21 protein-coding genes, 3 tRNA genes and 3 rRNA genes are annotated in these 25,311 nt (G+C 71.1%); 17 read left to right on the top strand and 10 right to left on the bottom strand.

Translation table 11 applies throughout. From position 1 onward, the window contains the following. Position 1 precedes the first annotated feature (1 nt). The 14 genes from AMPC_RS06510 to mtnP all read left to right on the top strand — a co-directional run bounded on the left by AMPC_RS06510 (position 2) and on the right by mtnP (position 13,300). Positions 2-1,006, top strand: coding sequence for a bifunctional heptose 7-phosphate kinase/heptose 1-phosphate adenyltransferase (locus AMPC_RS06510; protein WP_248345341.1), 1,005 nt, complete (start codon positions 2-4; stop codon positions 1,004-1,006). Positions 1,007-1,026: 20 nt separating this feature from the next. Next, positions 1,027-1,503 (top strand): adenylyltransferase/cytidyltransferase family protein, encoded by a 477-nt coding sequence (locus AMPC_RS06505; protein WP_248345340.1) that lies wholly within the window; start codon positions 1,027-1,029, stop codon positions 1,501-1,503. After that, the gene (locus AMPC_RS06500) at positions 1,500-2,345 is read left to right on the top strand and encodes a glycosyltransferase family 2 protein (RefSeq protein ID WP_318654318.1); all 846 of its coding nucleotides are present in this window, start codon (positions 1,500-1,502) and stop codon (positions 2,343-2,345) included. Before AMPC_RS06505 ends, AMPC_RS06500 begins: the two co-directional genes overlap by 4 nt. After that, positions 2,342-3,271: a glycosyltransferase family protein gene (locus tag AMPC_RS06495; RefSeq protein WP_248345339.1), complete on the top strand. Its 930-nt coding sequence runs from the start codon at positions 2,342-2,344 to the stop codon at positions 3,269-3,271. Before AMPC_RS06500 ends, AMPC_RS06495 begins: the two co-directional genes overlap by 4 nt. After that, the gene (locus AMPC_RS06490) at positions 3,268-4,398 is read left to right on the top strand and encodes a glycosyltransferase family 4 protein (protein ID WP_248345338.1); all 1,131 of its coding nucleotides are present in this window, start codon (positions 3,268-3,270) and stop codon (positions 4,396-4,398) included. Before AMPC_RS06495 ends, AMPC_RS06490 begins: the two co-directional genes overlap by 4 nt. 21 nt (positions 4,399-4,419) lie before the next feature. Beyond that, positions 4,420-4,590 (top strand): Trm112 family protein, encoded by a 171-nt coding sequence (locus AMPC_RS06485; protein ID WP_248345337.1) that lies wholly within the window; start codon positions 4,420-4,422, stop codon positions 4,588-4,590. Positions 4,591-4,600: 10 nt separating this feature from the next. Then, a complete protein-coding gene (locus tag AMPC_RS06480; RefSeq protein ID WP_248345336.1) occupies positions 4,601-5,476 on the top strand; it encodes a YicC/YloC family endoribonuclease in 876 nt (291 codons plus the stop codon). Next, the gene (gmk, locus tag AMPC_RS06475; protein WP_248345335.1) at positions 5,466-6,122 is read left to right on the top strand and encodes a guanylate kinase; all 657 of its coding nucleotides are present in this window, start codon (positions 5,466-5,468) and stop codon (positions 6,120-6,122) included. The genes AMPC_RS06480 and gmk overlap by 11 nt, the downstream gene beginning before the upstream one ends. Before the next feature lie 671 nt (positions 6,123-6,793). Next, a 16S ribosomal RNA gene (locus AMPC_RS06470) occupies positions 6,794-8,350 on the top strand. 233 nt (positions 8,351-8,583) lie between these two features. Beyond that, positions 8,584-8,658, top strand: a tRNA-Ile gene (locus AMPC_RS06465). An 18-nt stretch (positions 8,659-8,676) separates the two neighbouring features. Then, a tRNA-Ala gene (locus AMPC_RS06460) sits at positions 8,677-8,752 on the top strand. Positions 8,753-8,950: 198 nt separating this feature from the next. Further along, positions 8,951-11,948, top strand: a 23S ribosomal RNA gene (locus AMPC_RS06455). 145 nt (positions 11,949-12,093) lie between these two features. After that, positions 12,094-12,210 (top strand): 5S ribosomal RNA (gene rrf, locus AMPC_RS06450). The 16S, 23S and 5S rRNA genes sit together here with 2 tRNA genes alongside, the layout of an rRNA operon. A gap of 208 nt (positions 12,211-12,418) precedes the next feature. Further along, positions 12,419-13,300, top strand: a complete 882-nt coding sequence (mtnP, locus tag AMPC_RS06445; RefSeq protein ID WP_248345334.1) for an S-methyl-5'-thioadenosine phosphorylase — start codon at positions 12,419-12,421, stop codon at positions 13,298-13,300. 9 nt (positions 13,301-13,309) lie between these two features. Here the strand turns inward: mtnP and AMPC_RS06440 are convergent, their stop codons facing one another. The 6 genes from AMPC_RS06440 to AMPC_RS06415 form a co-directional block, all read right to left on the bottom strand. Continuing rightward, positions 13,310-13,972: a UdgX family uracil-DNA binding protein gene (locus AMPC_RS06440; RefSeq protein ID WP_248345333.1), complete on the bottom strand. Its 663-nt coding sequence runs from the start codon at positions 13,970-13,972 to the stop codon at positions 13,310-13,312. 277 nt (positions 13,973-14,249) lie between these two features. Next, entirely contained in the window at positions 14,250-14,666 is a 417-nt protein-coding gene (locus tag AMPC_RS06435) for an NUDIX domain-containing protein (RefSeq protein WP_248345332.1), read from the bottom strand. Positions 14,667-14,691: 25 nt separating this feature from the next. Beyond that, the gene (locus AMPC_RS06430; protein WP_248345331.1) at positions 14,692-15,972 is read right to left on the bottom strand and encodes an Nramp family divalent metal transporter; all 1,281 of its coding nucleotides are present in this window, start codon (positions 15,970-15,972) and stop codon (positions 14,692-14,694) included. Further along, complete coding sequence (locus tag AMPC_RS06425; RefSeq protein WP_248345330.1) at positions 15,962-17,230, bottom strand: magnesium transporter MgtE N-terminal domain-containing protein; 1,269 nt, start codon at positions 17,228-17,230, stop codon at positions 15,962-15,964. The genes AMPC_RS06430 and AMPC_RS06425 overlap by 11 nt, the downstream gene beginning before the upstream one ends. 217 nt (positions 17,231-17,447) lie before the next feature. Continuing rightward, the gene (locus AMPC_RS06420; protein ID WP_248345329.1) at positions 17,448-17,861 is read right to left on the bottom strand and encodes a response regulator; all 414 of its coding nucleotides are present in this window, start codon (positions 17,859-17,861) and stop codon (positions 17,448-17,450) included. 207 nt (positions 17,862-18,068) lie between these two features. Further along, positions 18,069-18,144, bottom strand: a tRNA-Asn gene (locus tag AMPC_RS06415). A gap of 108 nt (positions 18,145-18,252) precedes the next feature. Here AMPC_RS06415 and AMPC_RS20475 point away from each other — a divergent pair. After that, complete coding sequence (locus AMPC_RS20475; protein ID WP_263009636.1) at positions 18,253-19,089, top strand: SirB1 family protein; 837 nt, start codon at positions 18,253-18,255, stop codon at positions 19,087-19,089. Positions 19,090-19,115: 26 nt separating this feature from the next. Here AMPC_RS20475 and AMPC_RS06400 read toward each other — a convergent pair whose 3' ends face one another. Then, positions 19,116-19,469: a (2Fe-2S) ferredoxin domain-containing protein gene (locus tag AMPC_RS06400; RefSeq protein WP_248345328.1), complete on the bottom strand. Its 354-nt coding sequence runs from the start codon at positions 19,467-19,469 to the stop codon at positions 19,116-19,118. Between the two features lie 132 nt (positions 19,470-19,601). Between AMPC_RS06400 and AMPC_RS06395 the strand changes: the two genes are divergently transcribed. Further along, on the top strand, positions 19,602-20,417 hold the full coding sequence (locus AMPC_RS06395) for a TlpA family protein disulfide reductase (RefSeq protein ID WP_248346417.1): 816 nt from the start codon (positions 19,602-19,604) through the stop codon (positions 20,415-20,417). A gap of 60 nt (positions 20,418-20,477) precedes the next feature. Next, on the top strand, positions 20,478-21,383 hold the full coding sequence (locus tag AMPC_RS06390; protein WP_248345327.1) for an HAD family hydrolase: 906 nt from the start codon (positions 20,478-20,480) through the stop codon (positions 21,381-21,383). Positions 21,384-21,530: 147 nt separating this feature from the next. On the opposite strand, the gene AMPC_RS06385 is transcribed toward AMPC_RS06390, so the two are convergent. The 3 genes from AMPC_RS06385 to AMPC_RS06375 all read right to left on the bottom strand — a co-directional run bounded on the left by AMPC_RS06385 (position 21,531) and on the right by AMPC_RS06375 (position 25,205). Then, positions 21,531-22,016, bottom strand: a complete 486-nt coding sequence (locus AMPC_RS06385) for an FKBP-type peptidyl-prolyl cis-trans isomerase (protein ID WP_248345326.1) — start codon at positions 22,014-22,016, stop codon at positions 21,531-21,533. 115 nt (positions 22,017-22,131) lie between these two features. Then, positions 22,132-24,459 (bottom strand): glutamine amidotransferase, encoded by a 2,328-nt coding sequence (locus AMPC_RS06380; protein ID WP_248345325.1) that lies wholly within the window; start codon positions 24,457-24,459, stop codon positions 22,132-22,134. Next, a complete protein-coding gene (locus AMPC_RS06375; protein WP_248345324.1) occupies positions 24,456-25,205 on the bottom strand; it encodes a DUF4159 domain-containing protein in 750 nt (249 codons plus the stop codon). The genes AMPC_RS06380 and AMPC_RS06375 overlap by 4 nt, the downstream gene beginning before the upstream one ends. Positions 25,206-25,311: the final 106 nt, after the last annotated feature.

Below are 25,311 nucleotides of genomic sequence, written 5' to 3'. Positions count from 1 at the left end.
CATGCGCCGCCCTGCCGAGGTCACCCTGGCCGCCCTCGCCCCCGTCGTCCGGCGGCTGGGCGAGGCCGAGGCGGTGGTGGCGGGCGACCTCGTCGCCGACGAGTACGTCTACGGCGAGACCGAGCGGATCAGCCGCGAGGCCCCGGTGCTCATCGTCCGCTACGAGCGGAGCGAGCTGCGGGCCGGCGCCGCCGCCAACGCCGCCGCCAACCTGGCCGCGCTCGGGGTCCGGGTGCGGCTGGTGGGCGTGGTCGGCGAGGACGCGGTCGGCGCCGCCCTCCTCGAGGTGCTCGAGGGGGCCGGCGTGGACGTCTCCGGGGTGCTGCGGCTCGCGGGCCGGCCCACCGAGGTGAAGACCCGCATCCTCGCCGGCGGGCGGTCCACGCGCCGCCAGCAGATGCTGCGGGTGGACCGGGCGCCGCCGCCCTTGCCGGCCGCCGCCGAGCGGGCGCTGGCGCGCGAGGTCGCCCGGGCCGGCCGCGGCGCCCGGGCCGCGCTCGCGAGCGACTACGGCTCGGGGACGCTCGCGCCGCCGGTGGTCGAGGCGCTGCGCAAGCTGCGCGCGCGCGGCGCGTCGGTCTGCGTGGACTCGCGCTACCAGCTCGCCAGCTTCGCCGGCCTCACCACCGCCAAGCCGAACGAGCCGGAGCTCGAGGCGGTGAGCGGCGTGCGGCTCGACGGGCCGGCCTCCTTCGACCGCGCCGCGCGCGCCCTCCTGCGCAAGCTCGGCTGCGAGGAGGTGCTCGTCACCCGCGGCCGGCTCGGCATGTCCCTCTACGCCAAGGGCGAGCCGCCGGTGCACCTGCGGGCCCACGGCGAGCGCGAGGCGGTGGACGTCACCGGCGCCGGCGACACCGTGGGCGCCGCGTTCACCGCCGCGCGCGCCGCCGGGGCGAGCGCCCTGGACGCCGCCCGGCTCGCCAACGTGGCGGGGGCCCTGGTGGTCGCGAAGCCCGGCACCGCCACCGTCTCGGGCGCGGAGCTCCTGCGGGAGCTGGAGGGTTGAGTGCCGGGGGCGAGGCACTGATGTCCAAGCGGCTCCGGCTCGACGAGCTCCCCGCGCTGCGCGCCGAGGCGACCCGCGCCGGCCGCCGCGTCGCGCTCGCCAACGGGATCTTCGACCTCTTCCACGTGGGCCACCTGCGCTACCTCGAGGGCGCGCGGGCCCTCGCCGACCTCCTCGTGGTCGCGGTCAACTCCGACGCCTCCGCCCGCGCCAACAAGGGCCCCGGCCGCCCGGTGGTCCCGGAGGACGAGCGGGCCGAGATCGTCGCCGCGCTCGGCTGCGTGGATCACGTGGTGGTCTTCGACGCGAAGGACGTCGTGCCGGTGATCCGGGCGCTGCGCCCCGACGTGCAGGTGAAGGGGACCGACTACACGCCCGAGACCATCCCCGAGGCGGCCGAGGTGCGGGCCTACGGCGGGACGGTGGCGGTGGCCGGCGATCCCAAGGACCACTCGACCACCGCGCTCCTCGCCCGCCTGGGGGAGCTCGGCCGGTGAGCGCCGCGCCGGTGCGCCTCGGCGGCTTCGTCATCCACGGCGACGCCGCGTCCACGCTCGGGGACTGCCTCGACGCCCTCCGCGCGACCTGCGACGAGGTGGTGGCGGTGGACTCCGGCTCGACCGACGGCTCCGCGGCGCTGGTGGAATCCCGCGGCGCCCGCCGGGTGGCGCTCCCCTGGCGCGGCTACGGCGCCGCCCGCGCCGCCGCGGCCGCGGCGCTGCCCGGCTGCGACTACCTCTTCTTCCTCGACTCCGACGAGTACCTCGAGCCGGCGGCGGTCGAGGCGATCCGGGCCTGGAAGCGGGAGGGGGCGCGCACGCCGCACGTGCGGCTCGTCCGGCGCGACTGGGCGGAGCTGCCCGGCCACCGCTTCCTCTTCCGCGAGGAGCGGCACGTCCGGCTGGTCCAGGCGGGCGCGGCGCGCTGGGAGCCGCGCATGGTGGTGCACGAGGCGCTCGCCCGCGCCGAGGCGGCCGACCTCCCGGCCCACGTCGAGCACCGGTTCGTCTCCGCGCCCGAGCTCCGGCAGGAGAAGGAGGACCGCTACGCGCTCCTCTGGGCGCTCCGGGCGCGGCTCGAGGGGCGCCGCCGCAAGCCGGCCTTCCCGCAGCGGCTCGCGCACGCGCTCCGGAACGCCGTCCTCAAGGGGGCCGCCCTGCGCGGCGGCCTCGACGGGCTCGCGCTCTCCTGGCGCGTGGCCCGCTACCACGCCGAGAAGTACCGGCGCCTCGCCGAGATCGAGCGCGGCGAGTGGGCGGAGGAGCTCGCCGCCCTGCGCGAGGGCCGGCTCGAGGAGCTCTTCGCCCGGGTCGCCCGCCTGGAGTCCCGCCACCCATGACCGTCTCCGGCTTCACCTTCGTCCGCAACGCCGTCCGGCTCCGCTACCCGGTGGAGGCCGCCATCCGCTCCATCCTCCCGCTCTGCGACGAGCTGGTGGTGAACGTGGGCGTCTCCGACGACGGCACGCTCGAGCTCGTCCGCGGCATCGACGACCCGCGGCTCGTGATCTTCGAGACCCGCTGGGACGAGACCCAGCTCGCGCACGGCCGGGTCCTGGCCGAGCAGACCGACCTCGCGCTCGAGCGCTGCCGCGGCGACGTCTGCCTCTACGTGCAGGGCGACGAGGCGGTCCACGAGGACGACCATCCGGCCCTCCGCGCCGCGCTCGAGCGGCTCGCCCGCGAGCCGGGGCTGGAGGGGCTCCTCTTCGACTACGTCCACTTCTACGGCTCGCTCCACAGCACCGGCATCTCGCGCAAGTGGTACCGGCGCGAGGTGCGGGCGGTGAGGAACGGCATCGGCGTCCGCTCCTGGCGCGACGCCCAGGGCTTCCGGGTCTGGGACCCGCCGGCCGGCTTCCAGGGCGAGCGGCCGCGCACCCTCAAGCCGGGCGACCCGGCCCGCAAGCTGCGCGTCGCCTCCTCCGGCGCGCGCATCTTCCACTACGGCTGGGCGCGGCCCCCCGCGGCGCAGGCCCAGAAGCTGGCCGAGCTGGAGCGGCTCTACCACGGCGAGGAGGCGCGCCGGCGCCGGCTCGAGACCGGCTTCGCCTACGACCCCGGCGAGAAGGTGCGCCCGTTCACCGGCACCCACCCCGGGCCCATGCGCGCGTTCGTCGCCGAGAACGACTGGCCCTTCGAGCCGCGGCCGCGGGTGCTCCGCTTCAACAAGCTCGACAACCTCCGGGAGGACCTGCTGGACCTCTTCGAGGCCGCCACCGGCGTCCGGATCGGCGAGTACCGCAACTACCGGCTCGTGAAGTGAGGATCCTCGAGCTCCTCTCCTCGCCGTACTGGACCGGCCCCGCCGAGCCGATGGCCTCGGTGGCGCGCGAGCTCGTCCGGCGCGGGCACGAGGTGCAGCTCGCCGTGGAGGGGCGGCGGCAGGGCGACCTGCGCGACCGGCTGCGCGGGCTCGGGCTCGACGTGCGGGAGGGGCTCACCCTGAGCACCCGCTCCGGCCCCCTCGCCACGTGGCGCGACGTCCGCGCGCTCCGGCGGGCCGCCCGCGAGTACGACGTCCTCCACGCGCACTTCTCGCACGACCACGCCCTGGCGCTCCTCGCCGGCGCGGGGACCGGCCGCCACCGCGTGGTGCGCACCGTGCACTCGAGCCGCTCCCTCTCCCGGCGGCCCCTGCAGCGGCTGGCCCACCGGCGCTCCGATGGGCTCGTGGCGGTCTGCCCGGCGCACGGTCGCGAGCTGGTCGAGGGGTTCGGCCTCCCGCCGGAGCGGGTCCTCGTCACTCGCGGCGCCGTGGACGGGGCGCGGTTCGCGCCGGACGGGCCGGATCTCCGCGCCGAGCTCGGCCTCGCCCCCGGGCAGCCGGTGGCCGGCATCGTGGCGCGCGTGAAGCCGGATCGCCGCCACGGCGAGCTGGTCGAGGCGTTCCGCGGGGTGGTCGAGCGGCTCCCGGAGGCGCGGCTCCTGGTCGTCGGGCGGGGGGAGGGGCTGGCGGCGGTCCGGGCCCGGGTGGCGGCCCTCGGCCTCGAGCGGGCCGTGATCTTCGCCGGCTACCGCACCGGCGCCGAGCTGCCGGCCGCCTACCGGACCTTCGACGTGAACGTGCTGCTCGCCGAGGGGAACGACGGCACCTGCCGCGCGCTCCTCGAGGGGATGGCCTGCGGCCGGCCCGGGATCGCCTACCGCTTCGGCGCCCCCGAGGACGCGATCCTCGACGGCGGCACCGGCCTGCTCGCGCCGGACGGCGACCTCCCGGCCCTCACGGCCGCCCTGACCGCGCTCCTGTCGGACCCGGCCCGGGCCCGCGCCCTGGGGCGGGCAGCGCGGGCGCGCATGACCACCCTGTTCACGGAAGAGGCGCGAGGGGCGGCCGTCGAGGCGTTCCTGCGCCGGATCCTCTCCTTGCCGCCCGCCCGTGCTCGGGGGTAGTTTCGCCCACCGGAGGAACGCATGGCGCTCGCGCCGGAGCTGAAGGAAATCCTGGCCTGCCCCCGCTGCAAGGGGGAGCTCGCCTTCCACGAGGAGCAGGGAGAGATCCACTGCGAGCGCTGCCGCCTCGTCTACCCCATCCGCGACGACATCCCGGTGATGCTGATCGAGGAGGCGCGGCCCCTGCCGTAGGGAGACTCCGATGATTCGCAGCATGACCGGCTTCGGGGCGGGACACGGCGCCAGCGGAGGCGAGGAGATCGACCTCGAGATCCGCTCCGTGAACCACAAGTTCTGCGAGGTGAAGGCGCGGCTGCCGCGCGAGCTGGCGGTGCTCGAGCTCGAGGTGATCCGCGCCGTCAAGGACCGGCTGGCCCGCGGCGGGGTCGAGGTCTCGATCCGGCGCGGCGCCGGGCGGGCCGCGCTGACGCCGCGCGTGGACGCCGGGCTCGCCGCCGAGTACCTGCGGGCCTTCCGCGACGTCGGGGCCCGGCTCGGGCTCCCCGGCGAGGTCCGGCTCGAGGACGTGCTCCGCGCCGACGGCGTGGTGAGCCTCGAGGAGCGGACGCTCGACGTCGAGGCGGCCCGCGCCGCCGTCGCCGCGGCGCTCGGCGGGGCCATCGACTCGCTCACCCGGATGCGCGAGCGGGAGGGGGAGGCGCTCGAGAAGGACATCTCCAGCCGGCTCGCGCTCGTGGAGTCCTTCGCGGCGCGGGTGGAGCAGCTCGCCCCGCGCAGCGTCGAGTACCACCGCGACCGGATCGCCGAGCGCGTCTCCGAGCTCACCCGCGGCTTCAACCTCGATCCGGCCCGCCTGGCGCAGGAGATCGCGCTCTTCGCCGACCGGATCGACGTCGCCGAGGAGGTCACGCGGCTGCGCAGCCACGTGGCCCAGATGCGCGGGCTCATGGCGGGCGGCGACCCGGCCGGCCGCAAGATGGAGTTCCTCGTCCAGGAGATGCACCGCGAGGTGAACACCATCGGCTCCAAGTCCCAGAGCGCCGAGATCGCCGCCGCCGTGGTGGTGGTGAAGGCGGAGATCGAGCGGATGCGGGAGCAGGTCGCCAATGTCGAGTGAGCCCGGGCTGCTGCTCGTGCTCTCGGCGCCCTCGGGCGCCGGCAAGACCACGCTGGCCCGCCGCTTCGTGGCCGAGCACCCGGAGGCGGCCTTCTCCGTCTCCGCCACCACGCGCGCGCCCCGCGGGGCGGAGCGGGACGGGGTGGACTACCACTTCGTCACCCCGGAGCGCTTCTCCGGGCTGGTGGAGGAGGGCGCCTTCGCCGAGTGGGCGGAGGTGCACGGCCAGCGCTACGGGACCCTCCGTCGCACCGTGGACGAGACGCTGTCGCTCGGGCGTATCGCCGTGTTCGACATCGACGTGCAGGGCGGCGCGCAGCTCAAGGCCCTCTGGCCGGCGCAGGCGCTCACCGTCTTCGTGCTGCCCCCGAGCCCGGCCGAGCTGGAGCGGCGGCTGCGCGGGCGCTCCACCGACGCCGACGAGGTGATCGCGCGCCGGCTGAGGGCGGCGCGCGCGGAGGTGGAGCGCGGGCTGGCCTGGTACCAGTACGTGGTCGTGAACGACGCGCTCGACGACGCCTACCGGGCGCTCGAGGCCATCGTCCGGGCGGCGCGGGCGGAGCTCGGCGGCGCGCCCGATCCGGCCGCCACCGCCGAGGCGGAGCGTCACCGGCTGGCCCGGCTCGACCTGGCCGCCTGGCGCTGAGCGCCGGATCCAGAGGGGCCGAGGGGGCCGAAGCACCGGGCGAGAGCTGGCGCGCGGGCTGGCGCAAGGGGCGGGCGCAAGGGGCGGGCGGCCGTTTCGTAGAAAGGCGCGGCTCGTCGCGAGGAGCCCTTGACGGCGGCGGGCGACCCCGCTAAAAGCTGCCTCCCCACGACGGAACCGGGCGCGGAAGCGCTCCGGGGAAGCCGCCGGGCAGGCCGCCGATAGGAGGCCTGGGAGTCAGCCGGGAAGGTTCTCGGAAGTTCGAGAAAAAGTCGGTTGACGGAGCGAGGCGGAAGGATGTACAAGCCGCCTCCACTTCACGGAAGGGGCTGCGGTCCAGGGCGCTTGACGGGAAGCAAGGGCCGCGTAAGATGAGCGGCTCGCCGGTGAAGAAAAGAAGTCGGGCAGGTGACGACTTCGGCTTGACCGGGAAAACGGAGCGGCGTATAAGCCCGGCTCCGCTGACGAACGGAGCGATGTCTTCGTGACACCGTGAAGGTCGTTGACCCGGCGAGGGAGGATCTCGGCGGGTGAAGAAGCTCGGTCTTTGAAAACTAAATAGTATGCCTACGACGGAATGCGGACCCGCATTCCCTTTGAGTTGCAACTATAAGAAGTACACCAACGTCAGCCTGCTCCTACGGGAGCGGGGGCGATGGATCAAAAACTCTTAATTGGAGAGTTTGATCCTGGCTCAGAACGAACGCTGGCGGCGTGCCTAACACATGCAAGTCGAGCGAGAAAGCCCGCAAGGGTGAGTAAAGCGGCGCACGGGTGCGTAACACGTGGGTAATCTGCCCAGAAGCCCGGGATAACTCCCCGAAAGGGGTGCTAATACCGGATGAGACCACGGGGACTTTGGTTCCTGAGGGAAAAGGCGGCCTCTGTACACAAGCTGTCACTTCTGGATGAGCCCGCGGCCCATCAGCTCGTTGGCGGGGTAATGGCCCACCAAGGCTACGACGGGTAGCTGGTCTGAGAGGACGATCAGCCACACTGGAACTGAGACACGGTCCAGACTCCTACGGGAGGCAGCAGTGGGGAATCTTGCGCAATGGGCGAAAGCCTGACGCAGCAACGCCGCGTGTGTGATGAAGGTCTTCGGATCGTAAAGCACTGTCGGGAGGGACGAATAAGGTTACGGCTAACATCCGTAGCTGATGACGGTACCTCCAAAGGAAGCACCGGCTAACTCTGTGCCAGCAGCCGCGGTAATACAGAGGGTGCAAGCGTTGTTCGGAATTATTGGGCGTAAAGCGCGTGTAGGCGGCCTAGTAAGTTGGGTGTGAAAGCCCTCGGCTTAACCGAGGAAGTGCGCCCAAAACTGCCTGGCTTGAGTACCGGAGAGGATGGTGGAATTCCCGGTGTAGAGGTGAAATTCGTAGATATCGGGAGGAACACCAGTGGCGAAGGCGACCATCTGGACGGATACTGACGCTGAGACGCGAAAGCGTGGGTAGCAAACAGGATTAGATACCCTGGTAGTCCACGCTGTAAACGATGAGCGCTAGGTGTTGCGGGTGTTGACCCCTGCAGTGCCGCAGCTAACGCATTAAGCGCTCCGCCTGGGAAGTACGGCCGCAAGGCTAAAACTCAAAGGAATTGACGGGGGCCCGCACAAGCGGTGGAGCATGTGGTTTAATTCGACGCAACGCGCAGAACCTTACCTGGTCTTGACATCCTAGGAAGCTGCCAGAGATGGTGGTGTGCCCGCAAGGGAGCCTAGAGACAGGTGCTGCATGGCTGTCGTCAGCTCGTGTCGTGAGATGTTGGGTTAAGTCCCGCAACGAGCGCAACCCCCGCCGTTAGTTGCCATCATTCAGTTGGGCACTCTAACGGGACTGCCGGCGTCAAGCCGGAGGAAGGTGGGGATGACGTCAAGTCCTCATGGCCTTTATGACCAGGGCTACACACGTGCTACAATGGCCGGTACAAAGGGTTGCCAAGTCGCGAGACGGAGCTAATCCCAAAAAACCGGTCTCAGTTCGGATTGGAGTCTGCAACTCGACTCCATGAAGTCGGAATCGCTAGTAATCGCGGATCAGCACGCCGCGGTGAATACGTTCCCGGGCCTTGTACACACCGCCCGTCACACCATGGGAGTCAGTTGCTCCAGAAGTGGCTGAGCCAACCCGCAAGGGAGGCAGGCCCCTAAGGAGTGGCTGGTAACTGGGGTGAAGTCGTAACAAGGTAGCCGTAGGGGAACCTGCGGCTGGATCACCTCCTTTCTAAGGAGCAATGGAAGGCGCTTTCGGGCGTCGAGCCATTCAATCCTAGGTCAGCCCCGAGCTTCGGCTCAGGGAGGCTGCTCGAGGGGAGCGAAGTCTGCAGACCGCGTAGGGCATACTATTTAGTTTCCAGGGACCGAGGTGTCGGCGAGGCCGGCGCAGCAGGTTCTTTGAAAAGCTCTGTGGAGAGTCGGAAACGAGGAAGTGAGGGCGGTGCGCCCGAGAGCGAACTGGGGCCTATAGCTCAGTTGGTTTAGAGCGCACGCCTGATAAGCGTGAGGTCGGTGGTTCAAATCCACCTAGGCCCACTCCGACATCCCAAGCTTGGGGCTGTAGCTCAGATGGTAGAGCGCCAGCTTTGCAAGCTGGATGTCGCCGGTTCGATTCCGACCAGCTCCACCAGTGATTCAGCCGGGACTTTGGGTCCCGGGGGTCCGCCGAGGCAGGCGGGCCGTCGAAGCACTCTGACAACCGAATACGAAGGGTAGCAATGCATCGACCAGCTGGTCTTTGCGGAGTCCGGACGCCGGTAGGGGTTTGGACCTCGACCTTGACGCACAGGTCGCTCGAGCGAGAGCTCGAGAGGCATGAGTTGAGGGTGACCAAGCTACTAAGGGCATGCGGTGGATGCCTTGGCTCTAGGAAGCGACGAAGGACGTGGGTAGCTGCGATAAGCTACGGGGAGCCGCTAACCAGGCTTTGATCCGTAGATTTCCGAATGGGGCAACCCGGCACGGGTAATGCCGTGTCAGCCTGCGATGAATTCATAGTTGCAGGCAGCGAACCCGGGGAAGTGAAACATCTCAGTACCCGGAGGAAAAGAAAGTAAACAACGATTCCGTGAGTAGTGGCGAGCGAAAGCGGAACAGCCCAAACCGGTCGGACGCGAGTCCGGCTGGGGTTGCGGGGCGCAGTGGGGATGACCCGGAGAAGGCGGCGTAATGAGTCGTCTACGCGATAGGTGAACCGTCTGGAAAGGCGGGCCACAGAAGGTGACAGTCCTGTAACCGAAATTGCGTGTAATTCTCTGACTGCGTACCCAAGTAAGGCGGGACACGTGAAATCCTGCCTGAATCTGCGAGGACCATCTCGTAAGGCTAAATATTCCCTAGAGACCGATAGTGAACTAGTACCGCGAGGGAAAGGTGAAAAGAACCCCTGTTAGGGGAGTCAAAAGAACCTGAAACCGCCTGCCTACAAGCAGTTCGAGGGCTATGCCGCGCAAGCGGAATGCCTGAGAGCGTACCTTTTGCATCATGAATCGGCGACTTAATGGTTGTGGCGAGCTTAAGGCGATAGCCGGAGGCGCAGCGAAAGCGAGTCCGAAATGGGCGCTGAGTCGCAATCATTATAACCCGAAGCCAGGTGATCTACTCATGGCCAGGTTGAAGCGCGGGTAAAACCGCGTGGAGGACCGAACTCATGGAGGTTGAAAACTTCTGGGATGAGCTGTGAGTAGGGGTGAAAGGCCAATCAAACTTGGTGATAGCTGGTTCTCCCCGAAAGATATTTAGGTATCGGCTCGAGGAATTCAGTTCAGGAGGTAGAGCACTGGAACGGCTAGGGGTCCTACCAGATTACCAAACCGTACCAAACTCCGAATGCCTGAAACTGTTACCTCGGGACGCAGTCAGTGGGTGATAACATTCATTGGCAAGAGGGGAATAACCCAGATCGTCGGCTAAGGTCCCAAAGTTCATGCTAAGTGATCACAAAAAGGATGTGACAGCGCTTTGACAATCAGGAGGTTGGCTTAGAAGCAGCCATCCTTTAAAGATAGCGTAATAGCTCACTGATCAAGCGAGGTTGCGCCGAAAATGTATCGGGTCTCAAGCATGGCACCGAAGCCACGGGATCGCGCGCAAGCGTGATCGGTAGGGGAGCGTAGAACCGACAGCGAAGCTGGATCGCAAGAACCGGTGGAGTCTGTTCTAGAGCTGATGCCGATATGAGTAGCGACAAAACGAGTGAGAAACTCGTTCGCCGTAAGCCCAAGGTTTCCTGGGGAAGGTTAATCCGCCCAGGGTTAGTCGGAACCTAAGTCGAGGCCGAAAGGCGTAGATGATGGATGACAGGTTAATATTCCTGTACCACCCCGTAGGCGATGAAGCGAGGGGGGACGGAGAAGGGTAGCGCAGCCACCTGCCGGTCGTGGTGGTTCAAGCCCGTAGGCGGGGTTCCTAGGATGACAACGGGGGCCCGATAACGCCGAGAGGTGACGACGTGGCCGCAAGGCCTGAAGTGCGTGATCCCATGCTTCCAAGAAAATCCCCGCGTGGAGCCTGCGAGGTGTCCGTACCGCAAACCGACTCAGGTGGGCGAGGAGAAAATCCTAAGGCGCTTGAGAGAACTCTGGTCAAGGAACTCTGCAATTTACCACCGTAACTTCGGAAGAAGGTGGGCCTGGTTTGGTGAAGGGACTTGCTCCTGGAGCTGAGCTGGGTCGCAGCGAAATGGCGGTAGCGACTGTTTAACAAAAACACAGGACTCTGCAAACACGTCAAGTGGATGTATAGGGTCTGACTCCTGCCCGGTGCCGGAAGGTTAAGGTGATTCGTCAGGCCGCAAGGCCAAAGCGATGAACCGAAGCCCCGGTAAACGGCGGCCGTAACTATAACGGTCCTAAGGTAGCGAAATTCCTTGTCGGGTAAGTTCCGACCTGCACGAATGGAGTAACGACTTCCGCGCTGTCTCGACCAGGGACTCAGCGAAATTGAAATAGCTGTGCCGATGCAGTTTACCCGCGGCAAGACGGAAAGACCCCATGAACCTTTACTACAACTTGCCACTGACACTAGGAATTGCTTGTGTAGGATAGGTGGGAGCCTATGAACCCCGGGCGCTAGCTTGGGGGGAGGCAACGGTGAAATACCACCCTGGCGATTTCTGGTGTCTAACCTGGACCCCTCAACGGGGTTGGGGACAATGGCTGGTGGGTAGTTTGACTGGGGCGGTCGCCTCCCAAAGAGTAACGGAGGCGCGCTATGGTCCCCTCAGCCTGATTGGAAACCAGGCGACGAGTGCAATGGCATAAGGGGGCTTGACTGCGAGACCGACAGGTCGAGCAGGTGGGAAACCAGGTCATAGTGATCCGGTGGTTCTGTATGGAAGGGCCATCGCTCAACGGATAAAAGGTACTCTGGGGATAACAGGCTTATCGCGTCCAAGAGTTCACATCGACGACGCGGTTTGGCACCTCGATGTCGGCTCATCGCATCCTGGGGCTGGAGCAGGTCCCAAGGGTTTGGCTGTTCGCCAATTAAAGCGGTACGCGAGCTGGGTTCAAAACGTCGTGAGACAGTTTGGTCCCTATCTGCCGTGGGCGTAGGAGAAGTGAGAGGATCTGTCCTTAGTACGAGAGGACCGGGATGGACGCACCGCTGGTGTACCAGTTGTCTCGCCAGAGGCATCGCTGGGTAGCTATGTGCGGAACGGATAACCGCTGAAAGCATCTAAGCGGGAAGCCAACCTCGAGACGACTTCTCCCGGGCGAAAGCCCCTGAAGCCCCCTCGAAGACGACGAGGTTGATAGGCCGGAGGTGTAAGCGCTGTGAGGCGCTCAGCTGACCGGTACTAATCGGGCGTGAGGCTTGGTCTCTCTTTTTTCAGGCCGAAGACGCTGAGGCGTCGAGGTCGAGGTCGAAGCTCCTCTTAGGAGTGAGCCGGCCAGCAGGACCCGCTGGAAGAGCATTACTACCCTTCGTATGGTTGTCAGACGGCTTCGGCCGACAATTTAATAGCTTTGCGGTGGCTATATCGGTGGGGTCACACCCGTTCCCATCCCGAACACGGAAGTTAAGCCCACCAGAGCCGATGGTACTGCACGGGAAGCCGTGTGGGAGAGTAGGTCGCTGCCGCATCTTTTCTCGAAGGGCCCGCCTCAACCGGCGGGCCCTTTTTTTATGCCCGCGCGCGGGGGAACGGGGCGGGGTAGACTGCCGCGCTCCGCGGCACGGCCCGGGTAGACTGCCGGGCGACGGGGCTGGGCGGGCTGCGCGCGACGCGCAGCGGGGCTGGGCAGACTGCTGCGCGCTGCGGCACGGTGCGGGAACTGGAAGGAGCTGGCGTATGGCGAACATGACCCTCGGCATCATCGGCGGGACCGGCCTGGGCGAGGCGCTCGGCGCCCTCGGCGCGGGGCAGGAGCACCGGCTCGAGACCCCCTTCGGGCCGACCTCCGGGCCCATCGTCACCACCGAGGTGGGCGGGGTGCCGGTGGCGCTCCTCTCGCGCCACGGCCCGGGCCACGCGCTCAACCCCTCGCGCGTGCCGTACCGCGCCAACATCTGGGCGCTCAAGTCGCTCGGGGTCACCCACATCCTCGCGAGCGGCGCGGTCGGCAGCCTGCGCGAGGAGCTGCAGCCCCGGCAGCTGGTGATCCCGGACCAGGTCATCGACAAGACCTTCCGGCGCGCCGGGACCTTCTTCGACGACCTCGCGGTCCACGTGGAGTTCGCCGCGCCGTTCTGCAACGGCCTGCGGAGCGCGCTCGTGAAGGCCTCGACCGGGCTCCCGACCCGCGTGCACCAGGGCGGCACCTACGTCTGCATGGAGGGGCCGCAGTTCTCGACGCGCGCCGAGAGCGAGCTCCACCGCTCCTGGGGCGCCTCGCTCATCGGCATGACGGTGATGCCGGAGGCGCGCCTCGCCCGCGAGGCGGAGATCTGCTACGCGCTGGTGGCGCTGCCCACCGACTACGACTGCTGGCGGCCGCACCCGGCCCACGTGGACCAGGCGAAGCTCATCGAGGAGATCCTGGGCAACGTGAAGGTCGCCACCCAGAACGCCATCGAGCTCATCCGTCGCGCCATCCCGCACGTCGTCGCCGCGGCGGAGAAGCCCTGCCCGTGCCAGTCGGCTCTGGCGCTCGGCATCTGGACCGACCGGAGCCTCGTCTCGACCGAGACCCGCCGGCAGCTCGAGCCGATCCTGGGCAAGTACCTGCGGTAGGACCGCGCGCTAGGGCGGGGAGGCGCCGGCGCCCTCGTCCCGCAGCGCCCGCGTCACCACGCCCAGGTCCGCGACGAAGCGAGCCCGCTCCCGGCGGCGCGCCTCCGGGTCGGGCGCCCGCAGGATGGCGCTCGGGTGGAGGGTGGCCAGCACGATGGGCGCGAGCGGGGAGGGGAGGAGCTCTCCGCGGTGCTGCGTGACCCGGAAGGCGCGGCCGAGGACCGACTGCGCCGCGGTGGCGCCGAGGAGCACGAGCGCCCGCGGTCGCACGGCCGCGAGCTCCGCCTCGAACCAGGGCCGGCAGGCGCGGATCTCCCCCGCGTCGGGCTTCTGGTGGATGCGCTTCTTGCCGCGCGCCTCCCACTTGAAGTGCTTCACCGCGTTGGTCACGTAGACCCGGCGCCGGTCGAGCCCGGCCTCCGCGAGCGCCTCGTCCAGCAGCCGCCCGGCCGGGCCCACGAAGGGGCGACCGGAGAGATCCTCGGCGTCTCCGGGCTGCTCGCCCACCAGCATCACCGCCGCGTCCCGGGGGCCCTCGCCGAAGACCGTCTGGGTCGCGCGCGCGCCGAGGTCACAGGCCCGGCAGCCGGCCGCCGCCGCGCGGAGCGCCGGCAGCGTGCGCTGCGCCGGGACGAGCGGCGCGGCCGTCTTCTCGTCGGGAGCCCGGGCCACGCCCGAATGCTAGTGACCGCGGCGACCCACCGCCGCTCCGGGCAAGGTGAGCGGCCGAATGGCAACGCGCCAGGTCGCGGCCGCCGCCGAGCCGAGCGACGACGAAGCCACGCCGCCGACGCCGAGGCCGGAGCCAATTCGCCGAGGCCGGAGCCAATTCGCCGAGGCCGGAGCCGATCCGCCGAAGCCAGCGCCAAGCCGCCGGCCGCCGGCCGCCGAAGCCCGCGGCCCCAGGAGCCGGCGCCGGGCATCCGCCGGCGCGCGCAGGGCCAGCCCGCTACGAGGCCGCCGGCGCGCGCAGCGCGAGCGCGGCCAGCTGCTTCACGTTCTCCGGGCAGTCCACCCCGGCCGCGTCCGCCACCCACTGGACCTCCCCGTACTCGTCGCACGCGGCGAGCGAGCGCGAGGCGACGTCGGCCACGAAGGCGAAGTTGAGGTGGAGCCCCTTCGCGCCGGCGGGGTGCTCCTCGTAGCCGATGAGCCCCGGCGGCGTCCCCGCCACCCCGAGCCCCTCGGGGAACCGGCCCTCGAGCCCGGTCTCCTCGCGGAGCTCGCGCACCGCCGCCTCGAGCGGCGTCTCGCCCGGCTCCACCTCGCCGCCCACCGGCAGCCAGGTGCCGAGCCGGCGGTGGCGCACCAGCAGCACGGCGCCGGCGTTCCGGCAGAAGATCGAGACCGAGAAGGCCTTGCGCACGGCGGCTCCGGGGAGAGGGGGCGCGTCAGGCGCCGGTGACGAGGTCCCGCAGCCCGGTGACCACCAGCCAGGCGGTGAGGACGATCATGACGACGGTGGTGAGCCACGCGACGCCATTGAACCAGGGGCCGTTGCGGTGCGGCCCCATCAGCTTCTCCTTGTTGATGAGGAGGAGCATGAAGATGAGGATGAACGGCAGGAGCATGCCGTTCACGACCTGCGACAGCAGCATGATCCGGAGGAGCGGCAGGTGGGGGATGAGCACCACCGCCGCGCCCAGCGCCACGATGAGCGTGTAGAGCGAGTAGAACTGCTTCGCCTCGCCCCACTTCCGGTCGATCCCCGACTCCCAGCCGAACGCCTCGCAGATGTAGTAGCTCGTCGCCAGCGGCAGGATGGTCGCGGCGAAGAAGGAGGCGTTGAAGAGGCCGAAGGCGAAGAGCCAGCTCGCGTACTTCCCGGCCAGCGGCCCGAGCGCCATGGCGGCCTGGTCCGCCGTCTCCACCCGCACCCCGGCCTTGAAGACGGTCGCGGCGCAGGCCGCGATGATGAAGAAGGCCACCACGTCGGTGATGATGCAGCCGACGATCACGTCGAGGCGGGAGTGGCCGTAGTGCTCGGGCTTGATGCCCTTCTCCACCACGGCGGACTGCAGGTAGAACTGCATCCAGGGCGCGATGGTGGTCCCGACCACGCCCACCAGCATGGCGACGTACCCGCCGCTGGCCTGGAAGGAGGGGGTGACGGTCGCCCGGAGCACCGTGCCCCAGTCCGGGTGGGCCAGGATCGCGCTCACCGGGTAGGCGACGTAGAACAGGCAGGCGACGAGGAACACCTTCTCGACCTGCCGGTAGGTCCCCTTGAGCACCAGGATCCAGACCGCGACGGCCGTGATGGGCACCGAGATCCAGGGCGGAACGCCGAAGATCTGGATGCTGGCGGCGACGCCGGAGAACTCGGCGATGGTGTTGCCGACGTCGGCGACGAGCAGGGCCACCATGATCCAGAAGGTGACCTTGACGCCGTAGTTCTCGCGGATGAGGTCGGCGAGCCCCTTGCCCGTCATGACCCCCATGCGCGCGCTCATCTCCTGCACGACCACGAGCGCGATGGTGATGGGGACGAGCGTCCAGAGCAGGGCGTGGCCGTACTGCGCGCCGGCGAGCGAGTAGGTGGTGATCCCGCCCGCGTCGTTGTCCACGTTGGCGGTGATGATCCCCGGCCCGACCACCGCCAGGAAGACCATCAGGTTGCGCCAGGGCTGACGCCTGGGGCGGGCGGCGCCGCCGGCCAGCTCAGCGCTCACCCAGGACCTCGGACAGGATGTCGTCCACGGTGACGATCCCCTTCAGTTCGCCGGCCTCGTCCACCACCGGGACCGAGACCATGTTGTACTTGGACGCGGCCTCGGCGAGATCGCGCAGCTCGGCCTCGGGCACCACGGTGGCCGGGACCTCGCGCATGAGCTTCCCGACCAGGTCCGCCGGCTCGGCCGAGACCAGGTCCTTGAGCGTGCAGATCCCCTCCAGCCGCCCGGCGCCGGTGGTGACGAAGATCTCGTGCAGGATGGGGAGCTCGTCGGCGCGCCGCCGCACCTCGGCCAGCGCCTCGGCGGCGGTGGTGTCGCGCCGCAGCTCCACCAGGTCGGTGGTCATGAGGCCGCCCGCCGAGCGCGGGTGGTACTCGAGCAGCTGCCGGACCTCGTGCGCCTCGGGCCGCTCCATGGCCTCGAGCAGCTCGCGCCGGGTCTCGCCTGGCAGCTCGGCCAGGACGTCGGCCGCCTCGTCGGGCGCCATCTCCTCGAGGATGTCGGCCGCCTTCTCCGGGGAGACCCCCTCGAGCAGCTGGGTCGTCACCTCCGGCGACGCCTCCTCCAGGGCCTCGGCGGCGGTCTCGACGTCCAGGCGGTCGAACAGCACCGTGCGCTGCTGGCGGTCGAGGTCCTCCATGATCTCGGCGAGGTCGGAGGGGTGCAGGTCGGCGAGCATCCGCTGCGCCACGTCGATCCGCACCTTGCCCGGCGCGCTCGAGAGCGGCTGCACCAGCTTCCAGGAGAGCAGCTGATCGGCCTCGAGGTAGCGGGCCTGGGGGCGCACCAGCCGGACGGCGCCGTCCACGGCGCGCTCCCAGCCCATGCGGCGGACGAGGCCGCGGAAGCCGACGTCCACGTGGACCAGCCGGAGGGCGCCCTTGACCGACAGGAAGTGCAGGTCGTTCACCCGCACCACCTTCGCGCCCTCGACGTCCACGATCTGCTGGTCGAGGATCTCCTCGACGAGCCGGATGCGATCGGCGGCCGACGCGGGCTGGAACGCCTGGGCGGCCGTGGCGTCCACCTCGAGCTGCCCGGCGCGCCGGGCGCGGATGGCGGTCCAGGGGAGCTGCACCCGCTCGCCGCCGCGCCGGACCACGATCGCCTCGACGGGCGGGTAGGTCTCGCTGGTGGCGACCACGGCGTCGCTCACGCGCCCGAGCGGCCGGCCCGCGGCGTCCCGGACCTTCGCGCCCAGCAGCTCGGAGAGGTAGAGGAAGCGGGGCTCCTGGCTGGCTTGCTTCTGGGGCACGGGGCACCTCGCTGCGTGGAGCGGAGCCGGGGATCGGCGCGGTCGGCGGAGGCGCTGCTCGAAGCTCCTCGGCGCGGCCGCCCTGCGAGCGGGGCTCGAGCGGAACGGGGCTCATTAAGCCATGCCGGAGCAAGCTGTCAACGCCGGGCGACGGCGCCGCGGCGGAAGTTCGCGCGCGAGGCGGGAGGGCCGCCGGAGGGCGCGAATCCGCGCGCCCTCAGGCGTGGGCGGGCGCGGCGCCGAGCGGCTCCGCGATCGGGCGGGGCCGGGTGCGCGCCTCGACGACCTCGAGCAGCAGCCGCAGCTCGATCGGCTTCTCGAAGTAGCCGTCCAGCGCGAGCGCGCGGACCCGCTCGCGCGCGTGCGGGTCGGCCGTCAGCATGACCACGGGGATGCGGCGCAGGGCCGGGTCGCTCAGCATGGCGGCGCGGGTCTGCGCGCCGTCCATGTACGGCATCATGCAGTCCATCAGCACCAGCGAGGGGGCGCGGTGCGTGTGGAGCCAGGCGAGCGCCTCGATGCCGTTGGAGACCGTGGCGACGTCGTAGCCGGCCTCGCGCAGGCAGTCGCGGAGCGCCTCCTGGATGTCGCGGTCGTCGTCCACGACCAGGATCGTGACCTTGGCGGCCATGACGCCGTACCCCTCGGACCCCGGCGACCGCGCGGCGGCGCGGCCCTGACCGGGTCATCCGGTCGTGGTCCACGCGCGTACGGTAGGCACCGCCTGGTTGGCTGGCAAGCTCACGTCCAGACTTCCAGCGGCGTGTTGGGTCCGCCTGCACGGGGGGGCCCGAAAAGGGAGAGGGGCGCGGGATCGACTCCCGCGCCCCTCTCAAGATGGCTCCCCAGGCATGACTCGAACATGCGACCCGGTGATTAACAGTCACCTGCTCTGCCGACTGAGCTACTGGGGAACGGCAGGTGCGCGAATCTAGAGTGCACCCGGCTGGTTGTCAACGCCCGAGCGACATCCGGCGCGCGGTTGCCATCGGGCCCGCCACCGCTGCTATGCTCGGCTCCGGATGCTGCCGGATTTCTCCGAGAGCCCCTCGCGCGCCCACTTCGCCGCCCTCATCGGCCGGAGCGACATCCCCCTCGCCGAGGCGGCGCTGGCGGTCGCCGAGGAGGAGTACCCGCGGCTCCAGCCGGAGCGGTACCTGGCCCGCATCGACGAGCTGGCTGGGAAGCTGGCCGACCGGCTCCCGGCGCGCCGGTCCGCCGCGGGCACGCTCCGGGCGCTGCGCCAGATCCTGTTCGAGGAGGGCGGCTTCCGCGGCAACGAGGGCGCCTACTACGACCCGCGCAACTCCTTCCTGAACGAGGTCCTCGACCGGAAGCTCGGGATCCCGATCACCCTCTCCATCCTCACCATCGAGGTGGCGGGGCGGGTCGGCCTCGAGCTGCAGGGCGTCGGGCTCCCCGGCCACTTCCTCGTGAAGTACGTCTCGAGCCGGCGCGAGGTCTACGTGGACGCCTACCGCGGGGGCGAGATCCTCTCCGCCGACGAGTGCGAGGCCCGCTTCCGCGCCCACCACCGCGAGGACTGGGAGCCGAGCTACCTCGACGCCGTCTCGCCGCGCCAGATCCTGGGGCGGATGCTCCACAACCTGAAGCGGATCTACGTGGAGGCGGGCGACGACGTCCGCGCGCTCTGGGTCATCGACCGGCTCCTCCTGCTCGCGCCCAACGACCTCTCGGAGCGCCGGGACCGGGGCCTGCTCGCGGCCCGCCTCGGCGTCGTCGGCGCGGCCCGCCAGGACCTCTCCGCCTACCTCGACCGCGCGCCGGGCGCGGCCGACGCCTCCGACATCCAGGCGCTGCTCACGCAGCTGGAGCACCGGAAGAGCTTCCTCAACTAGCGGCGCCCCGCCGGGCGGCTTCTCGGTCAGCGCCCGCCCGGCTCCTCGTGCCGGGGCGGCTGCAGGTAGGCCCGGATGAGGAGCCGCTCGACCGGCTCGCCGCCGACGAGGTGCCGCTCCACGATCTCGGGCACGTCGGCCGGCGTGACGCCGCCGTACCACACGCCCTCCGGGTAGACCACCATCGCCGGCCCGTGCGCGCACGCGTCGAGGCAGCCGGAGGCGTTGGCGCGGACGCCGCCCTTGAGCCCGCGGCGCTTCAGCTCCGCCTTGAGCGCCGCCCGCACCTCGAGGCTGCCGCGGCAGGCGCAGCAGCCGCGGGGGTCGTCGTCGGGGCGCCGGTTCTCGCAGACGAAGACGTGGTGGCGGAACCGGCCCATGCCCATCCTCATACCTCCGGGCGGCGCCGGGCGCCACGCTCGCTCCGACGTCCGCTGGCGGGGCGCGCGCCGGGGCGGCCGCCCGGGCCGCGCGCGGGCACGGGCCTTAACCTGAGGCGAGGAGGGGAAGCCATGGGCGTCGCGAAGGGAGGGTTCATGGGCTACCGCAACGCCCACTTCACCCGCGAGCAGTTGATCGAGGACCTCTCCTTCGGCGCCGGGCGCGACCCGGGGTGGGAGCTGCCCGACTTCGACCTGCCGGCGACCGACGGCGCGCGGGTCGCGAAGCGCGACCTGGCGGGCCGGCCGGCCCTCCTCACGTTCGCCTCGATCACCGACCCGATGTCGGCCTCCGCGGCGCCGGTGCTGAAGAAGCTCCACCGCCGCTTCGGCCGCGACGTCCGCTTCCTCACCGTCTACGTGCGCGAGGCGCACCCCGGCGACCGGATCCGCCAGCCGGCCACGGCGGAGTGGAAGCTGCGCCACGCCCGCATGCTCCGGGACCGCGACGGCCTGCCCTGGCAGGTGCTGGTGGACGACCTCGAGGGCGGGTTCCACCGCGCGCTCGGCGGGAACAGCAACGCTGCCTTCCTCGTGGACCCGAACGGGCGGGTGGCGTTCCGCTCGCTCTGGTCGAACGACGAGCGGGTCCTCGGGGGCGCCCTGCGGGCCATGGTGGAGGGGCGCTCGGGGGCGCCGTTCGAGCGCGAGCGCCGGGTCGTGCCGATGGCGCGCGGGCTCGCGCGGGTGGACGAGGTGGTCCGGGCGGCCGGGCCGGCGGCCGTCGAGGACCTCCGCCGGGAGACCCCGCTGGTGTTCGCCGCGGCGGAGCTGGCCTGGTTCTTCCGCGCGCTGACGCCGCTCGGGCGGGCGGTGGTGCTCGGAGGCGCGGCGCTGCTGGCGGGCGCGGCGCTGGGCGGGGTCCGGCTGGCCCGGCGGGGCGCCTAGCGGCGCGGACCTCGGCAAAGGCTCGTTGGCGCGGAGCGCGCCAGCCGCTACCATGCCGCCGTGCCCGGCTTTCGCGCGGTGGTCACCGACCTCGACAACACCCTCTACCCGTGGGTGGACTACATCGTCCCGAGCCTCGAGGCGATGGTCGCGTCGCTCGAGGCCACCACCGGCCTGCCGCGCATCCGGATCGTCCAGTCGCTCAAGGCGGTCTACACGAAGTACGAGTCGAACGAGTACCCGTTCGCCATCCAGGAGTCGGACATCTTCCAGCCGTACGAGTCCGACTTCGACTCCTTCAACCAGCTCGTGGTCGATCCGGCCCGGCGCGCCTTCAAGGCGGCGCGCGAGCGCTACCTGCGCCCGTACCCGGGCGTGCCGGAGGCGCTCGCCGCCATCCGCGCCCGGGGGCTCCTGCTCGTGGCGCTCACCGACGCGCCGCGGAACGCCGCGGAGCTCCGGCTCAAGTGGCTCGGCATGGACCGCCTCTTCGACGCGGTCTACACGCTCCCCGGCTACTCGCTGCCGGAGAACGTGGACCCCGCCATCCGCCGGCGGCAGGCGCTCGGGCACTACCGCTCGGCGACCCGCGTCTGCGAGCTGCCGCGCGAGGCCGAGAAGCCCTCGCCGGAGGGGCTGCGCCGGATCCTGGACGACTTCGACCTCCCGGCGCGGGAGGTGCTCTACGTCGGGGACAACGTGCTCAAGGACATGCCGATCGCGCGGGACCTCGGCGCGACCGGCGTCTGGGCCGAGTACGGCACCTACGTCTCGAACGAGTACCGGGAGCGGCTCGCCATCATCTCGGCCAAGGCGGTCACCCGCCGGCACGTCGCCGAGGAGGGGCCGGCCCGCTGGCCGCTCGCCATCTCGAGCTTCAGCCAGGTGGTGGAGGTGCTCGACGGCGCGCGCTGGTCCACGCCGGCGGCGCGCCCCTCGCCGGCCGCGAAGCGGCGCCGGCGCTGAGCGGCAGGCCGGGAACGAGCGCGGGAGCCGGCGTCGCCGCCGGCCCCCGCCGAAGCTCCGATCTGCCCGAGCCCCTGCTCGGCCGCCGGGCCTGAGCCCGAGCCTGCCGCGCTCAGCGCCCGGGGGCGCGAAGCGGCCCGCCTTCGATCAGTGCTCGTGCCCGCCGGCGCCGTGGACGTGGCCGTGCTGCAGCTCGTCCGGCGTGGCGGCGCGGACGCCGCGGACGGTGATGTCGAAGTGGAGCGTCTTGCCCGCGAGCGGGTGGTTCATGTCGATCGTCACCGTGTCGGCGGTGACGCCGGTGATGACGAAGTTGATCTGCTCGCCGTCGGGCCCCTGCGCCTGGGCCTCCATGCCGACCTCGGGCGTGAAGTCGGGCGGGAAGGCGTTGCGCGGGACCTGCTGCACGCCGCGGGCGTCGTGCTCGCCGTAACCCTCGCCGGGGGCCACCACCACCTGCTTCGAGTCGCCCACGCCCATGCCGGACAGGGCGTTCTCGAGGCCGGGGACGATGTTCCCCTCGCCGTGGATGTAGGCGAGCGGCTCGCCGGGCTCCGACTGGTCGACGACCTTTCCGTCCCCGAGGTGCAGCCGGTAATCGATCTCCACCACGCTGCCCTTGCCGATCTGCATGAAGCCTCCAGAAGAGTGAAGGCCGAGTCATACCGGAGGCGCTGGGCGGGTGCACGCACGTTCCGCCCCGGGGAGGCCGTTTGGGAGCCGGCTGACGGGGGGACGGGCGGACCGCCTACCACCAGCCGAAGCGCCGGCGCAGGATCCACTCCGCCCCGAGGGTCAGGCAGAGGGCGGCCAGGAACCACCCGCGATCCCAGATCGGCACGTCCTTGCGCCGCCCCACCTCGACCACCTCGGGATCCGCGAGCGGGAGGTCGGGGAGCGAGCGGGAGGGCAGGGCGAGGAAGGCCCCGCCGGTCGCGTCCGACACCGCGCGGAGCAGCTCGGGCCGGGGCGCCGCGTCGGCGTCCTCCGGCCCGGAGGTGCGCACCGCGGCGGCGCCCGACGCGCTCTCGGCCGGAGCGTCGGCCGGGCAGGGCGTGCCCTCGCGGCAGCGGGTGCGCGCCCGCGCGACCACCCGGTAGGCGCCGGGGCCCGGCGGCGCGAGCTCGAGGTGGGCCGCGCCGTCGGCGCCGGCCTTCCCCTCGGCCCGGGCGACCACCTTGCCGTCCTCCGAGACGAGCTCGGCCGAGACCGGGGCCCCGGCGGCGGGCCCGTAGTCGGCGCCCCGTGCGGTCACGGTGACGCCGAGCGGCTCGCCCGGCTCGACCTGCGGCCGGTCGGGCTCCACCTTCACCGGCGTGAGCTCCGGGTCCCGCACCAGCCAGCGGAGGGCGTTCGACCAGAACCGCTGGTAGGCGCGGGACGAGCCGGTCGCCTCGGCGGCGAGGAAGCCCCAGTACCAGCTGCTGTCGGTGGTGACGGCGAGCGCGCGCCCCTGCCCCGCCTCTCGCACCGCCACCACCGGCGCCGGGCGGCCGAGGACCTGGGCCGCCGGCGCCTCGAGCAGCACCTGCGCGCCGGACTCCGGGGGCAGGGCGCGGGTCAGGTTGAGCCCCGGCAGCGGCGGGAGCGCCGCCCAGGCGGCCTCGTTCGGGCCCTCGCCGGGGACGAGGCTCGTGAGCGGGTGGCGGCGGCCTTCGGGGGTGAGGCGCGGCCGGACCGCCTCCGCGGTCACGCCCAGCCCGGCGGCGGCGTCCACCGGCAGCACCTCGGCGAGCGGGGTCTCGCCGTAGCGCCCCTCCCCGAAGCTCTGCTCGCCGCCCAGCATGGCGAACCCGCCGCCGCCGAGCACGTAGTCGCGCAGGCCGGGCAGGAGCCGCTCGATGTCGAGCGCGCGGTAGGGCTGGTAGGCGAAGTCCACGAAGAGGACGGCGTCGAACGTCTTGAGCTGCGTCCCGAAGATCTCGTTGACCGGGAACGGGATGAGGGAGAGGTCCTCCTGCGGGCCGGCGTTGTCGCCGGCGGTCCGGAGGATGAAGAAGCTCACCAGATCGACGTTGGGATCCTGCTTCAGGAGCCCGCGAAGGAACCGCTCGTCCCAGCTCGGGCGGCCGGCCACCAGCAGCACCCGCACCCGATCCCGGATGACGCGCAGCACGAAGGAGCGGGCGTTGTTCTCGGCCACCGCCTCGCCCGGGAAGACCGGGGCCGCGACGGTGAAGACGAAGGTCCCGGTGGTGTCGGGCGCGAAGGAGAGGGGGAGGGTGTAGCGCTCCTTGCCCGGCTCGAGCCGGACGGTCCCGGCGGCCACCACCGCCCCCTCCCGCCGCAGCACCACCCGCACCTCCTCGCGCGAGAAGCCGCGGGCGGTGAGGGTCACCTCGGCGGTCACGGTGTTCCGCACGAAGGCGAAGTCGTCCACCGCGACCCGCTCGATGGCGAGGTCCTTGGGAGCGCCAGACCCGGCCGCGGCGGCGGTGACCGGGAACCCGAGCGCGCGCAGCTCGGCGCGCGCCGCCGGGGAGAGCCCCTGGGCGAGCGCGGCGTTGTCGGCGCCGTCCGAGACGACGAGCGCGCCGGCGAGCCGGCGGCCGGAGCCGGCCGCGCCCTGCGAGAGCGACTTGAGCGCGCCGAGGAGGTCGGTGCGCCCGCCCTGCGGCGGCCGCGGCGCGCCCAGCGACGCCGGGTCGGACGCGGCGAGCTCCCGGTCGAAGGCGTACCACTCGAGGTTCACGCGGTCGGAGAGCCGCTCGAGGTCCGCCCGGTGGGCCCGGACGAAGGCGGCGGCCGCGGCGGCCCGGCTCTCGCCCCCGGGCTCGACGGGGAAGGCCATCGAGCGCGAGGTGTCCACCAGGATCGCGAGCCGGTTCTTCACGCGGGCGGTCTGGAGGAGCTGCACCGCGGGCTCGGCGAGCAGGAAGAGCGCCAGGAGCGCCGAAGCGGCCCGGAGCGCGACCAGCAGGGCGCGCCGCCCCGGCCGCGCCTCGGACCGCAGCCCGCGCCAGGCGAGCGCGACGGCGAGCACCGCGGCCGCGGCGAAGAGCGCGAGCGCCCAGCGGGGGAACGGAGAGAGCAGCGTCAGCCGCCAGGCGTTGTAGGCGGTGGTCGCGCCGCTCAACTGCGCCTCCGGAGGATGAAGGGCAGGTGGACGGCGTCGTCCTTGTAGTCGGTGCAGAGGGCGTACATCGCGAGGTTGACGCCGAGGCGGAAGGCGGTCTCGCGCTGGGGCTCGCCGCCCGGGGTGCACTCGTACTCCCAGTCGCCGAAGGCGCCGCGGGCCCAGGCGCCCGCGAGGTCGTTCTGGGAGTAGACGACCGCGAGCCGGCCGTTCAGCACCTGCGCCTCCAGCCACGGCTTCGCGAGCACCCGGCCGCCCTGGTGGTCGAGCAGGTAGAAGGACTTGTAGAGCACGTGCTCCCGGGCGACCCGGGTGAGCGGCGAGGCCGGGAGCAGCCGCGCGAGCTCGCGCCGGACGGAGGCGTCGAACCCGGCCCCGTCGGAGCCGTCGGCCGCGTCCACCAGCAGGAACCCGCCCTGCTGCAGGTGCCGCCGCAGGGCGGCCAGCTCGGGCTCGGGGAAGGGCGGCAGGGCCCCGTCGCCCGAGAGGTAGAGCATCGGGGTGCGGTGGAGGCCGGGCTGCCCGAGCCGGACCGGCGCGGCGTCCTCGCCGGCCTCGATGCTGGTGCGCTGCACGAGCTCCCAGCAGAGCCGGCGCAGCCCGGTGGGGCGCGGGTTCCAGCGCCCGCCGTGCTGGATCTGGCCGATCACCAGGCGGGCGGTGTCCCCGAAGGCGCGCGCCCGGCGCGGCAGGGCGAGGGCGGCGGCGCCGCCGAGGGCGGCTCCCAGGAAGGTTCGTCGGCGCATCGCGAGGGGTAGATACTACGTCGCCGGGGGCGGCGGCGCTCGCTGCGAGAGGGCCCGCCGGCCCGAAAGGTGAGGGGCCCGGGACCCTCTGCTAGGATCGCCGGGC

Source organism: Anaeromyxobacter paludicola, assembly GCF_023169965.1.
In the GTDB taxonomy this organism is placed as follows: domain Bacteria; phylum Myxococcota; class Myxococcia; order Myxococcales; family Anaeromyxobacteraceae; genus Anaeromyxobacter_B; species Anaeromyxobacter_B paludicola.
This window is presented reverse-complemented; position numbering and strand designations above follow the sequence as displayed.

Coding starts and splice junctions, on each gene's coding strand:
- AMPC_RS06510 (WP_248345341.1), top strand. CDS start 2: ATGCGCCGCCCTGCCGAGGTCACCCTGGCCGCCCTCGCCCCCGTCGTC.
- AMPC_RS06505 (WP_248345340.1), top strand. CDS start 1,027: ATGTCCAAGCGGCTCCGGCTCGACGAGCTCCCCGCGCTGCGCGCCGAG.
- AMPC_RS06495 (WP_248345339.1), top strand. CDS start 2,342: ATGACCGTCTCCGGCTTCACCTTCGTCCGCAACGCCGTCCGGCTCCGC.
- AMPC_RS06485 (WP_248345337.1), top strand. CDS start 4,420: ATGGCGCTCGCGCCGGAGCTGAAGGAAATCCTGGCCTGCCCCCGCTGC.
- AMPC_RS06480 (WP_248345336.1), top strand. CDS start 4,601: ATGATTCGCAGCATGACCGGCTTCGGGGCGGGACACGGCGCCAGCGGA.
- gmk (WP_248345335.1), top strand. CDS start 5,466: ATGTCGAGTGAGCCCGGGCTGCTGCTCGTGCTCTCGGCGCCCTCGGGC.
- mtnP (WP_248345334.1), top strand. CDS start 12,419: ATGGCGAACATGACCCTCGGCATCATCGGCGGGACCGGCCTGGGCGAG.
- AMPC_RS06420 (WP_248345329.1), bottom strand. CDS start 17,861: ATGGCCGCCAAGGTCACGATCCTGGTCGTGGACGACGACCGCGACATC.
- AMPC_RS20475 (WP_263009636.1), top strand. CDS start 18,253: ATGCTGCCGGATTTCTCCGAGAGCCCCTCGCGCGCCCACTTCGCCGCC.
- AMPC_RS06400 (WP_248345328.1), bottom strand. CDS start 19,469: ATGGGCCGGTTCCGCCACCACGTCTTCGTCTGCGAGAACCGGCGCCCC.
- AMPC_RS06395 (WP_248346417.1), top strand. CDS start 19,602: ATGGGCGTCGCGAAGGGAGGGTTCATGGGCTACCGCAACGCCCACTTC.
- AMPC_RS06385 (WP_248345326.1), bottom strand. CDS start 22,016: ATGCAGATCGGCAAGGGCAGCGTGGTGGAGATCGATTACCGGCTGCAC.
- AMPC_RS06375 (WP_248345324.1), bottom strand. CDS start 25,205: ATGCGCCGACGAACCTTCCTGGGAGCCGCCCTCGGCGGCGCCGCCGCC.